This window comes from Flavobacterium sp. AG291 (assembly GCF_003350375.1).
GTDB classification, from domain to species: domain Bacteria; phylum Bacteroidota; class Bacteroidia; order Flavobacteriales; family Flavobacteriaceae; genus Flavobacterium; species Flavobacterium suzhouense.
The window spans coordinates 156,038-168,394 of record NZ_QQAR01000005.1 but is presented as its reverse complement, the minus strand read 5'-3'; the positions used below and the strand labels follow the sequence as shown (position 1 = coordinate 168,394).

Genomic DNA, 12,357 nt, shown 5'->3' with positions numbered 1-12,357 from the left:
TCAGTTTGCAGTCGCAGTTTGCAGTTCGCTATGTGGGTTTGAGTTCCCCTCTCCTTTGGAGAGGGGTTAGGGGTGAGGCCGGTTTTACTCTATCATTATACCATCCTGAAACAGGATAGGCACTTCAGCTACATAATCTTCGTGTATTGAGTGTGCCTTAAAAGTATAGGTCTTGTCGTAAAGCGTATTCTCTATAAAGAAGGTTACCATAAACTGGTTGTCAAGCACCAGTACGCTGTCTTCAATAAGTTCTATTTTAGCTACAGATACAGGAGGGATTTCTTTAAAAGCATGGCGCAGCATCGATGTTTTGCGTGGTTCGCCATCTATTGTTCCCGATGCGCTCGATACAATTATAACATTCTCAAGGGTAAAATCGCTGTCATTGATAAGGTAGGCATACCAGGTTTTCTGCATGAAATCGTCATTCCATTCCTGAACTGCTGCCATATATACGTTTTCTACCTGAGGGATTATGATGTCTTTTTTCATTTAGTGTATGTTGTTTAACCACAAAGTACACAAAGCGATTAGACTAAGAGTACTAAGTTTTTTAAAGCGCAAAGATACTCTAAATACCCGATTTCTAAAATACAGACCTACCTGCGAACTTTGAGATTTCTTTGGGAACCTTGTGGTTAAAATTTATGTAATTTCCGTTTAAAATATATACTATGAGACTATTGCAGATACTATGCCTTTCGGCAGTTGTGATAACTGCTGCTAGCTGTAAAGAAGAAAAACGCCCTGAGAGGTTAGATAAAGAAATTCATCCAAAAGAAGTAGTTGATACGGTTGAGAATGATACATTTGAGATTAATACTGTCCACAACAGCAGTAATTCCCTCGACTGGGCGGGTACTTATAGCGGTGTAACCCCATGTGCCGATTGCCCCGGAATTAAAACCGTGATGACATTGAATAACGATAATACCTATTCGTTAAGCGAACAATATCTTGAAAAGGAAAAAATACCACGCACTTTTAAGGGCAAGTTCTCCTGGGATGAGAAGGGTAGTGTTATTACGCTTGATGCAGAAGGCGACCACCATAAGTTTAAAGTAATGGAAGGAAAACTCCAGATACTGGATAAGTTTGGCGATGCAAAGCAAGGCGGACGTGCCGATGAATTTATGTTGCCAAAGGTGAAGTAGTTGAAGTCCTTTATTGACACTGCGTCATTGCGAGGAGGTATGACGAAGCAATCTAAAAGATTGCCGCGCTCCATTGCATTCCGCTCGCAATGACTGAACATACTCAAATAAAAAACCCACCATAAGGTGGGTTCTGTATTATATGCTTGATTTGAATTGTTCCAGGAAACGGACATCGTTTTCATAGAACATCCTGATGTCGCCTATCTGGTATTGTAGCATCGCAATACGCTCTACACCCATACCAAAGGCAAATCCGTTATATTTTGTAGCATCAATGCCGCAGTTGGTTAAAACTGCAGGGTCTACCATACCGCATCCGCCAATCTCAAGCCATCCTGTACCTTTGGTGATCCTGTAATCGGTCTCAGTCTTAAGGCCCCAGTAAATATCAATCTCAGCACTTGGCTCAGTGAAAGGGAAATATGACGGGCGAAGACGGATCTTGCTCTTGCCAAACATCTCTTTGGTAAAGTATAAAAGTGTTTGCTTAAGATCGGCAAACGAAACGTCTTTGTCTATGTAAAGTCCTTCTATCTGGTGGAAGATACAGTGCGAACGCGATGATATAGCCTCATTTCTGAATACCCTTCCCGGAGAAATAGTGCGGATAGGTGGTTTGTTCTCTTCCATATAACGCACCTGTACCGATGAGGTATGCGTTCTAAGCAGCACATCAGGGTTTGTCTGGATAAAGAAGGTATCCTGCATATCACGTGCCGGATGGTATTCCGGCAGGTTAAGTGCTGTAAAGTTATGCCAGTCGTCTTCAATTTCCGGACCTTCACTTACGTTAAAGCCTATGTTAGAGAAGATATCGATAATCTGGTTCTTAACAATAGATATAGGATGGCGCGAACCTACGGCAAACGGCTCTCCCGGACGGGTAAGGTCACCATATATGCCTTTAGCTTCTTCTTTGCTTTCAAGGGCTTCCTGAATGGTAGCTACTTTTTCTTCAGCAGTCTTTTTCAGTGTGTTAACCACCAGTCCGAATTCTTTTTTCTGCTCATTAGGAACAGCTTTGAATTCAGCGAAAAAATCATTTAGAAGGCCTTTTTTACCAAGAAACTTAATCCTGAATGCTTCCAGCTCTTCTTTATTTTGAGTAGTAAATGCTTCTGCTTCTGCAATATATCCTTTAATCTTATCTATCATCGTTCTTTTGTAAAGTGCAGCAAATTTAGTCATTTTTAATTTGTTATGCCATCATAGCGTTGCTATAATTTTTTACGATTAAAGCATGCAACTTGGGTTTTATATTTTCATCATAAAAAAATCAGTCCCCAAATTAAATATTGGCAACAAATTTGCGTTAGTATAAGTAAGAGCTGCAGTTTACCGTTGTGAGGAAAACAGTACACTCCCGTTCTTATACTAAACAACCGGTGCCATTAATGTTTAGACCATGGCGCCAAATACGGAAACCCTGTGCTTACCCTTATTCGCACAGGGTTTTTAATTTCCTTTTGTCGATTAAAAGTTGCTTTTGACAGACACATTTACAGTCTTTTTTTTAAAACAGATATAGTATGTTATCTTCATAACTGTGTTTGTAATGGGTTATGTTTGTTTAAAGAGAAAAGTCCTGCACCGCCCCCACGGTCAGGCTTGTTTTGTGATCTTCACAAAACAATAACCCTAAAAGTTTCAACCAGAAACATTATTAACCGACACATTTTCACCCTTTACCTCATAAAATTTTTTAATAGTAAAACCTGTCGTACGTTTGTCTCAGATTTAGATTGGTTGATTGGTTTACGCATTGCTGTTCCCCCGCAGCAGGCACAAATTTTACAAAACAGCTATTTGCCCCCACAAATAAGCTATTATAAAAAATCCTGAGCTGGTTACTCAGGATTTTTTATTTATTGATGTCAAACTTCGTTCATTTGTTGAGTTAACCGACACATTTTTACCCTTTACCTCATAAAATTTTTTAATAGTAAAACCCGCCGTACGTTTGTTATGGATTTAAGATTGGTTGATTGGTTTATGGCCTGCCGTTAGCGCGGCAGGTTTATTTTTACAAAGCGCTATTTGCCCCCACAAATAAGCTATTATAAAAAATCCTGAGTAACCAGCTCAGGATTTTTTATTACCTGAAAATACGTACAAAACCTTGATATTTCTACGGTTAACCTACATTTTTGACTGTTTTACCGCATAAAATTTTTTAGCAATTATATCGCTTGTATGTTTGCTTTAAATCCTGTGATAGTTAAGATATACCGATCCCCCACGGTAGTTATTTTGTTAAGGCTATTTTCAGGTACTTGCTAAACACAATTCGTAAACCTGAGGAACCACCCTCAGGTTTTTTTCATAAAAAAGTATCGTTTTACTATGTCATTCGTCGATATATGGTTCATTTACCGATGAAACGATAATCTTAACCTCAAAAATTTTTATTCTATCAATTCCCGCCGTAAGTTTGGTACAGATTAAGCCTTTAGAGGTTTGATTAATTGGTTGGTTGGGAAAATCCTGCTTCGGCAGGTGTCCGGTAGGGATGCCGGATTTTACAAAAGAAAAACCGGTGGGCTTACTGCACCGGTTTTTTAATGCCTTTTAGTCAAAAAAAAAGCAGTTTACCTGCATAATGCCTGCCTTTACCTCATTAATTATGCAGGCATATTTATTTCCGGTAGCTTTATCATGGTTTAAGTTTAAGTATAGGGATTTACGTCCCTATTTAAGTCCTGTGTAAAAACGGGCACACATATTTTTGCCCCCACAAATATGTAGTTTTTTCCAACGAAAAGCCCCCGCTATTGCGGGGGCTTTTTTTAGTTTTCCAGGCACTTATGCTATAAGCCCTTTTTCCAGGAAATAGTCTACTATCGCACCTTTCATAAGTATGCTTTGCTCTCCGGCTTTTAGCGATGGCAATTCTTCCTTAACCGTATAATGGGGCCAGCCGTCTTCATCAAAAAAGGCAAATTCGTAATAGCCAAAAGGCTCCAGCAAACGGCAAATAGCAATATGCATAAGGTTTACTTTTTCGTCTTTTTTAAATTTTCGGTTAAACTGACCCAACTCCTGAACACCAATAAGGTAAATTATGGCATCAAGGTCAAGGGTATCGCCATCGGCAAATCGGTCGGATAATATAGTGACAAGCTGTTCCCAGCGCTGTTTTAGTTGTTCGTCTCTTGACATTATAGTGTTTTAAAGCCGCAAAGATAGTGACTTGAAATTTAATCAGCATCTGCCTTTCGTTTCTGTGCAGCAGGGCTTACCTTTGCCATATGACTTTTTTAGATATTATACTGTTCTGTTTTTTGGTTTGGGGTGTTATCAATGGGCTTCGCAAAGGCCTGTTTGTTGAGTTGGCATCACTGGTTTCACTGCTTTTAGGGATTTATGTTGCCATTAAATTCTCGGGTGCTGTGGGGCACTATCTCGATGGCAGCCTTCCCGAAGATCCTAAAACAGCAGCTATTACGGCATTCATAATAACATTTATTGCTGTGGTTGTGGGTATCACATTGCTGGCAAAAGTGCTTACCAAAATTGCCGATTTCTCCGGACTTGGCCTTATGAACCGTATACTTGGAGCATTCTTTGGTTTGCTGCGAATGATATTGGTAGTAAGCGTAGTGCTTACCCTATTTGTAAAAATCAACTTCAATAATACATTCGCTTCACAGGAAACATTGGATAAATCGATGTTCTTTAACCCTATACTTAAGGTTTCAAACATGATTTTTCCAACTTTGAAGGAATGGTTTGTGAATAATAGTGTTCAGTAAGCAGTTTAACCACAAAGACCGCAAAGCAGGCACCAAGTTCACAAAGTGTTCTGTTCTTAGTGCTCCCGATAGCTGTCGGGATTGTGCCCATTGTGGTTAAATGAAAACTGAGACTGAAAACTGATTACTGACCACTGCTCACTTTCCTCCCGGTCATGGTAACCAGGTACACTCCCACAAATATCAGTAAAGCCGAAAGCAGTTTTACGATACTAAGCTCATCTTTACCCAATCCTATGGCAAATACTGTTGCAAAAAACGGCTGCAGGTAAATAAATACCGCAACGGTGGTGGGCTTTAGTTCTTTCATCGAAAGCAGGTTGAGCAGATACGTCAGGAAAGTAGAAAAAATAACTACAAAAGCTACTTTAACGCCAATATGAAATGGTAATCCCGGAAGGTTTACCTCAGCCAGTTGCTGATAACCAAATGGGAGTACCATAAAGAATCCAAAGAGGTATATCCATTTTACAAAAGCAAAGGGATCGTATTTGTCCATTAGTTTCTTCACAATAATGAGGTACAAGCCATATGATATAGCGTTGACGAATACCAAAAAATTACCCCAAAGGGCATTATCGGCATTGCCAACAGACTTTCCGTAAAGTATTAGCAGTACGGTTCCGCCCAGTCCAAGAAAAATACCCAGCGCTTTTTTGCCCAGTATCTTTTCTTTCATAATAATTGCCGAGAGGACCAATACTATCATTGGGGTAGTAACCATCAGTACCGATGCCATAATAGGCGAGGTAAGGCTCAAACCTTCAAAAAATGTAAGCATATTAAAGGCCACACCAAAGAAGGCCGCAGCAACAATGCGCGGGAAATCTTTAAGGTCTATTTTTTCTTTATCAACAAACAGGGAGCATAACCAAAACAGCACTGCCGAACCGCCAACGCGCAACACAATGAAACCAAAAGGTTTTACATAGGCAGGCATAACGTCTTTAGCAATGGTAAAAGTAACTCCGTAAATGACAGATACTACCGTAGCAGCTATCAGGGCGAGGTTGCGTTTGCCCATTAGCTCAGGTGTGCTATGGCTTCTGCGACAACGGCCTTGCTGTTGCCTACAAATATTTTATCGCCATCTATAATAACAGGGCGACTCAAAAAAGTATAATGTTCCAGTATGTATGTTTTGTAATCATCTTCGTTAAGCGTCATGTCTTTCATGCCACGCTCTTTGTAAAGCGTTGCCTTACGGCTAAAGAGTGCCTCATAACTGCCGGCAAGGCGATGCATTTCTTCCAGTTCTTTTACAGTAATAGGCTCCGTTTTTATTTCGCGAAGCGTAAAGCCCTCAATGTTTGGAAGTGATTTTATGATCTTTCTGCAGGTGTCGCAGGTCTTAAGGTAAAATATTGCTTTCATACTGCAAATGTAAAATTTCAGGTTGGTATATTTTCACCGTTCTCATTTCTTTCCATAAATTCGTATCCCAATAAACAACAAACTACAATGGAAGCAGAATTTAAAATTACACGCACCAGCAGAGAGATTTACGCACGACTGCTGGATAATTATACCCTTGAGCAGCTTAATAAAATTCCTGACGGATGGAACAATAACCTGATGTGGCACATAGGACATATTATGGTTTCACAGCAAATACTGGTGTATAAGGGTGCAGGACTGTCTACTACACTTAGCGACGAGCTTGTAGCTATGTACATGCGTGGAACAAAACCGGAACGCGATGTAACACAGGCGGAGGTTGATGAAATGAAAGCACTGCTGTTCTCTACCATACAAAAAACGGAGGAAGATTACCGAAACGGAATCTTTACCACATATAACGCGAGAAAGAGTGAACTTGGTTTTGGCCTTGATACTATTGAAGACGCTATAGCTTTTAACAACTACCATGAGGGAATTCACCTGGGAATGATACTCAGGCTGAAAAAACTGGTGTAAGTGGTTGTTAGTTGTCGGTTGATGGTTGTCAGATAGTTTTCTGGCACAGATTATGGTTGATGTTTTCCGGCAACCAACAACTGACAACCGACAACAATTTTTTTTATATATTTGGACTACTAAACAAAAAACACAATGGAATTCAAATCGAAAAATCCTTTTTTAAGTAATAAGTCATTTGCAAAGGCAGACACTATTTATGATGCTGAAGGTAATGTACTTGTTGATTACAATAACACCATGACGGTAAACGGAGCGGTAAACAAGAGTTTTATCCTTTTACTGTTGTTGCTAACGGGTGCATTTACCGTATGGTATATGGCGGTTAATGGGTCTAATCCGCTGCCTCTTGCTATTGCGGGTGCTGTTCTTGGTTTTGTATCGGTGCTTGTAGCAAGCTTTAAGCCGGCTACATCACGCTATCTTGCACCGGCTTATGCTTTATTTGAAGGTTTATTCATAGGAGGTATTACGCTTATTATAAATGCGGCTTACCCAGGCGTTGCTATACAGGCAGTAATTGCAACTTTTGTAACGTTTATAGTATGTTTCGGTTTATATAGATTCCGTATTGTTAAAGTAACTGAGCAGTTTAAATCAATTGTAATTGCCGCTACGCTGGCAATTGCTACCTATTACCTGATTTCGTGGATAATGAGTTTCTTTGGTTTTATGCCAATCCACTCAATCCAAAATAACTCTCTTATGAGTATTGGTATTAGTGTGTTTGTAATTATTATTGCTGCACTTAACCTTTTCCTTGATTTTGATCTTATCGAGAAAAGCGCACAACAGCGTCTGCCAAAATACATGGAGTGGTTTGGAGCTATGGGGCTTATGGTTACTCTTGTATGGTTATATGTTGAGTTCTTAAGACTATTCGCTAAACTATCAAGCAGAGATTAACCTATTGGTTATAATGTTTGAAAGTTATACTATTATAAAGTAAAGGCTCCCATTGGGAGCCTTTTTTTGTTTGGCCTCACCCCGACCCCTCTCCTTTGCTACGCCAGTTCGCTATCGCTCGTGTGGAGAGGGGTTGGGGGTGAGGCTTATTTGGCAAATCAACTTTACTTAATTTTCAAGAATGCATCGGCTTCGCTGTATGGAATAAGAATTTCTTTAGCACCATCGGCAAAAGAACCTACTTCATAAGGATTGTAAAACAGTTGCAGTCCTTCCTTGGTAAAGAAGATATTTTGAGGTAAGATAAATTTATCATTCTCAAACATCAGTCCTGTGATATTGATAGACTTTCCGGCAGGGATTTTATACTTGGCACGGAATTTCTTTTCGGCAAATGCCGTAAAAGCTTTTTTGTCTTTAAAGATATTGTCGTAGGTAAGGCTGCGGCCTGTTTTGGCATTAAATATAAGCGAGCGGTTACCTTCGTAACCATGAGCGCCACCGGTAAACATATAGCTGTTTACTTTTATATTGATAATGCTGTCACTTTGATAATCTACAGTAGCTTTTACTTTAGATTCCCACGGAAAACTTTCCGAAAAATCTTTCCGGAGTTCTTCATACGAAGCAATAAAAGAATCCATCAGTTCCTGATAGCTCTTGGCTTTCGTTGGCTTTTCGCCAAAGTAAACAATGCTTCGTGCAACATGAAACAGCTTGTTATTGATACTGTCGCTTACTACCTGTATGCCTGATGCTTCGGGCACAGTAATGCGCACATAAGTACACAGCGTGTCGCGGCAACCCAGTTTAGATTCTTTACTGTATTTTTTTGGAGCAAAGGCAATAGCATCTTTTGGGGCTGATGCTGAATCGAGAACTGTAATGTTAGTTTCTTCGGTTTTTTCGGTTTCTTTTTTACAGGCTGTAAACAGCAGTAAAGCAAGGGCAATAATGGTGATTTGTTTCATGGCTTAGAGTGTTATAGTTGTGCAAAACACAGTTTGCGAATGGGCAGGAATAACAAATTAGAGTAAATTTGCTCAAAATTATTGACAACAAACACACGATTATATGAAATTTAACACTAAAGCCATCCACGGAGGACAGCACCATGAAGAGCATACAGGGGCAGTAATGCCGCCTGTTTTCCAGACTTCTACTTTTGCACAAAAGAGTCCGGGAGTACTGATTAACGGTTATGAGTACAGCCGTGGTGCCAATCCTACACGTACAGCATTAGAGAATGCCCTGGCAAGCATAGAAAATGGAGCACGCGGTCTTGCTTTTTCTTCAGGACTTGCTGCTACAGATTGTGTAATGAAATTGCTTAAACCAAACGATGAGGTTATAGCGATGGATGACCTTTACGGAGGTACATACCGTATGTTTACCCGCATTTATCAGGATATGGGTATTAAATTCCACTTTGTGGATATGAATGACCTTGATAAATTTCAGTCGCTTATCAACGAAAACACTAAACTGGTTTGGGTTGAAACACCTACAAACCCATTAATGAAGGTGGTTGATATTGCTGCTATTGCTAAGATCACTAAGGCTAAAAACATACTTTTTGCCGTAGATAATACTTTTGCAACGCCATACTTGCAGCGCCCTATCGATTTGGGTGCCGACATTGTAATGCACTCCGCTACCAAATACCTTGGCGGGCACAGCGACGTTATTGCAGGTGCACTTATTATTAAAGATGCCGAGTTGGGCGACAAAATGCACTTCCTGCAGTTTGCTACTGGGGCAACCCTTGGTCCGCAGGATTCGTATCTGGTACTGAGAGGTATAAAAACGCTTCACCTGAGGGTACAACGCCATAGCGAAAACGGACAAAAAGTTGCCGAATATCTTGCAAAACATCCTAAAGTAGCAAAAGTGTACTATCCGGGTCTTGAGAACCACCCTAATCATGATATTGCTAAAAAGCAAATGAGTGGTCAGTTTGGCGGAATGGTATCATTTACATTTAAAAGCGGAGCTAAGGCAGATGCCATAAAATTCCTGGAAGACCTGAAGGTGTTTACGCTGGCAGAGTCATTGGGAGGTGTTGAGTCTTTGGCTAACCACCCGGCATTGATGACGCACGCTTCAATACCTGAACCGAAACGTAAAGAGATAGGCATAACCGACGATCTTGTTCGCCTTAGTGTAGGTATTGAAGATGCCGATGACCTGATAAACGATATTGAGCAGGCATTTAGCTAGTAATCAGTATTCAGTAGCAGTTTGCAGTAGCAGCCAGTACCTAAATAATTAATATTTATTTATCAACGCGGATAACGCTTATTTGGAGATTTTTTTGCAGATTTACATAGTAACACTGTAAGATTTCCAAGGGTGTTATCCGCATTTTTGTTATGCTGTTGCTGTTTAACTATCACAAAAGCATTTTGCGATGTGTTAAAAAAACACAGGGTGTAAAAAAGGTCGTTTGAATAAAAATGTATATTTGCCGAAATTACGAAAACGTTTTCTTAAACACTAAAACCTTCATTATATGAGTAGTAGCTTACAGTCTTTTATGGATATGGTTTCTAAAAGAAACCTGAATGAGCCGGAGTTTTTACAGGCAGTGCACGAAGTAGCAGAGACCGTACTTCCATTTATCGACAATAACCCAAAGTATCAGGGCAAGATGCTTTTAGAAAGGATGGTAGAGGCCGAGAGGGTTGTTATGTTCCGCGTTACATGGCAGGATGATAAAGGTAATACCCAGGTAAACAGAGGTTACAGGATACAGATGAATTCGGCTATTGGTCCATACAAAGGAGGACTTCGTTTTCACCCTTCGGTAAACTTAAGCATCCTTAAATTCCTTGCTTTTGAGCAAACGTTCAAAAACAGCCTTACTACATTGCCAATGGGTGGTGGTAAAGGAGGGTCGGACTTTGATCCTAAAGGAAAATCAGATAATGAGATTATGCGTTTTTGCCAGAGCTTCATGACTGAGCTTTGCAAGCACATAGGGGCTGATACCGACGTTCCTGCGGGAGATATAGGTGTTGGAGGCCGTGAAGTAGGCTTTTTATTTGGCCAGTATAAAAGAATAAGAAACGAATTTACAGGAGTACTTACAGGAAAAGGAATTTCTTTTGGAGGTTCGCTTATTCGTCCGGAAGCTACAGGTTATGGCTGTGTGTATTTTGCAGAAAGTATGCTAAAAACCAAAGGACAAAGCTTTGAAGGTAAGACCGTAGTAGTGTCAGGTTCTGGAAACGTGGCGCAGTATGCTGCCGAAAAAGCTATGCAACTGGGCGGTAAAGTAGTTACGTTCTCAGACTCGGCAGGTTATATCTATGATGCAGAGGGTATCAACGAAGAGAAGCTTGCTTTTGTAATGGAGCTTAAAAATGAAAAATACGGAAGGATAAGCGAGTATGTAAAGCAATATCCTAACGCTAAATATGTAGATGGCGGTAAACCATGGGAGGTAAAATGTGATATCGCATTGCCATGCGCTACACAAAACGAGCTTAACGGCAAAGAGGCTAAACAGCTTTTGGCAGGCGGTTGTGTTTGTGTTGCTGAAGGAGCTAATATGCCAAGCACGCCTGAGGCTGTTATCGCGTTCCAGGAGGCAAAAATATTGTTCGCACCGGGTAAGGCGTCAAATGCTGGTGGTGTGGCAACATCGGGTCTTGAAATGTCTCAAAACTCACTACGCCTTAGCTGGACAAGAGAAGAGGTAGACGAAAGGCTTAAAGATATTATGGAGGCTATCCACACAGCATGTCTTGCCTACGGAACAGAAGGCAGTTATGTTGACTATGTAAAAGGTGCTAACATTGCCGGTTTTGTAAAAGTAGCCGATGCTATGCTGGCTCAGGGAGTGGTATAAGTATCATAACGACATAAAAGCGAAAGCCCCATCCGTGAAGATGGGGCTTTTCGTTAGTTTATTTTTGTCATTTCAATACCTCCCGTAGGAATACTGAATAACGGTTGCCCATCCTGATAATATGAAGATGGATTTTGTATTGTGTAATTTCCAAGGATAAGGTTAAATATAATTGTATTAGAACTGCCAAATTGTTTGTTAATGGTGTATGAACCCATTACATTCCGGGTGTAATCAAGTATTCGGCCATAAAGCTCCCTGTTAACTTGTTTAATGCCCCATCCATTCATTTGATCAAATAAATTAGTATTAAGATTATCATTTAGTACAACACCGTTTTTAACAAGCTTATATTTTAAAGTTAATACATCAGTGTAATTATAATTTGAAACCTCTCCATTATATTCAATTTTATTGATTGCCTGATCCAATTTCTCGATCTTTAATTGGAATATAACTCCATTTTGATTGTACTCCCAAACACCCACATATTGATCTCTATAATTTGCAAGATCTTTCGCATAATTTCCGTTTTTAGGGTGTTCCATTGCATCGTCGGAATTAGCAAGTGAAGTTTTAGATAAAATAGGGAGTTCCTGTGCATTGCAACTCCAACAGATAAAACTAATTATGAAGAACAGGTATTTCATATAAATCTAAGGTAATAAAATTTTAAATTAATATTCTATAGGTCATTATTAGAGTTTTTAAGTCCTGTTTATACAAAAAACACAATAATGGCGTTTTAGCTTATATTTGTGCAAATAATTGC

At 39.8% G+C, this 12,357-nt stretch carries 13 protein-coding genes; 6 read left to right on the top strand and 7 right to left on the bottom strand.

Annotated features, from left to right (window positions below):
* Positions 1-84: 84 nt before the first annotated feature.
* Positions 85-492, bottom strand: coding sequence for a hypothetical protein (locus DEU42_RS07655; RefSeq protein WP_114757704.1), 408 nt, complete (start codon positions 490-492; stop codon positions 85-87).
* A 182-nt stretch (positions 493-674) separates the two neighbouring features.
* Here DEU42_RS07655 and DEU42_RS07650 point away from each other — a divergent pair, with 182 nt between their 5' ends.
* On the top strand, positions 675-1,154 hold the full coding sequence (locus DEU42_RS07650) for a copper resistance protein NlpE (RefSeq protein ID WP_114757703.1): 480 nt from the start codon (positions 675-677) through the stop codon (positions 1,152-1,154).
* Between the two features lie 138 nt (positions 1,155-1,292).
* Here the strand turns inward: DEU42_RS07650 and pheS are convergent, their stop codons facing one another.
* Together pheS and DEU42_RS07640 are read right to left on the bottom strand one after the other, a co-directional pair.
* The gene (gene pheS / locus DEU42_RS07645; RefSeq protein WP_114757702.1) at positions 1,293-2,312 is read right to left on the bottom strand and encodes a phenylalanine--tRNA ligase subunit alpha; all 1,020 of its coding nucleotides are present in this window, start codon (positions 2,310-2,312) and stop codon (positions 1,293-1,295) included.
* Between the two features lie 1,647 nt (positions 2,313-3,959).
* Complete coding sequence (locus DEU42_RS07640) at positions 3,960-4,316, bottom strand: hypothetical protein (RefSeq protein ID WP_114757701.1); 357 nt, start codon at positions 4,314-4,316, stop codon at positions 3,960-3,962.
* A gap of 89 nt (positions 4,317-4,405) precedes the next feature.
* Here DEU42_RS07640 and DEU42_RS07635 point away from each other — a divergent pair, with 89 nt between their 5' ends.
* Positions 4,406-4,909: a CvpA family protein gene (locus tag DEU42_RS07635; RefSeq protein WP_114757700.1), complete on the top strand. Its 504-nt coding sequence runs from the start codon at positions 4,406-4,408 to the stop codon at positions 4,907-4,909.
* A gap of 124 nt (positions 4,910-5,033) precedes the next feature.
* Here DEU42_RS07635 and DEU42_RS07630 read toward each other — a convergent pair whose 3' ends face one another.
* A complete protein-coding gene (locus DEU42_RS07630) occupies positions 5,034-5,933 on the bottom strand; it encodes a DMT family transporter (RefSeq protein WP_114757699.1) in 900 nt (299 codons plus the stop codon).
* On the bottom strand, positions 5,933-6,283 hold the full coding sequence (locus DEU42_RS07625) for an arsenate reductase family protein (RefSeq protein ID WP_114757698.1): 351 nt from the start codon (positions 6,281-6,283) through the stop codon (positions 5,933-5,935). The genes DEU42_RS07630 and DEU42_RS07625 overlap by 1 nt, the downstream gene beginning before the upstream one ends.
* An 87-nt stretch (positions 6,284-6,370) precedes the next feature.
* Here DEU42_RS07625 and DEU42_RS07620 point away from each other — a divergent pair, with 87 nt between their 5' ends.
* Entirely contained in the window at positions 6,371-6,826 is a 456-nt protein-coding gene (locus DEU42_RS07620) for a DinB family protein (RefSeq protein ID WP_114757697.1), read from the top strand.
* Between the two features lie 135 nt (positions 6,827-6,961).
* Positions 6,962-7,732, top strand: coding sequence for a Bax inhibitor-1/YccA family protein (locus DEU42_RS07615; RefSeq protein ID WP_114757696.1), 771 nt, complete (start codon positions 6,962-6,964; stop codon positions 7,730-7,732).
* A 164-nt stretch (positions 7,733-7,896) separates the two neighbouring features.
* On the opposite strand, the gene DEU42_RS07610 is transcribed toward DEU42_RS07615, so the two are convergent.
* The gene (locus tag DEU42_RS07610; protein WP_114757695.1) at positions 7,897-8,703 is read right to left on the bottom strand and encodes a DUF3298 and DUF4163 domain-containing protein; all 807 of its coding nucleotides are present in this window, start codon (positions 8,701-8,703) and stop codon (positions 7,897-7,899) included.
* A gap of 103 nt (positions 8,704-8,806) precedes the next feature.
* Between DEU42_RS07610 and DEU42_RS07605 the strand changes: the two genes are divergently transcribed.
* Positions 8,807-9,952, top strand: coding sequence for a cystathionine gamma-synthase (locus DEU42_RS07605; protein ID WP_114757694.1), 1,146 nt, complete (start codon positions 8,807-8,809; stop codon positions 9,950-9,952).
* Between the two features lie 292 nt (positions 9,953-10,244).
* Complete coding sequence (gene gdhA / locus DEU42_RS07600; protein ID WP_114757693.1) at positions 10,245-11,585, top strand: NADP-specific glutamate dehydrogenase; 1,341 nt, start codon at positions 10,245-10,247, stop codon at positions 11,583-11,585.
* Between the two features lie 53 nt (positions 11,586-11,638).
* Here gdhA and DEU42_RS07595 read toward each other — a convergent pair whose 3' ends face one another.
* Positions 11,639-12,235, bottom strand: coding sequence for a DUF6705 family protein (locus DEU42_RS07595; RefSeq protein ID WP_114757692.1), 597 nt, complete (start codon positions 12,233-12,235; stop codon positions 11,639-11,641).
* Positions 12,236-12,357 lie beyond the last annotated feature (122 nt).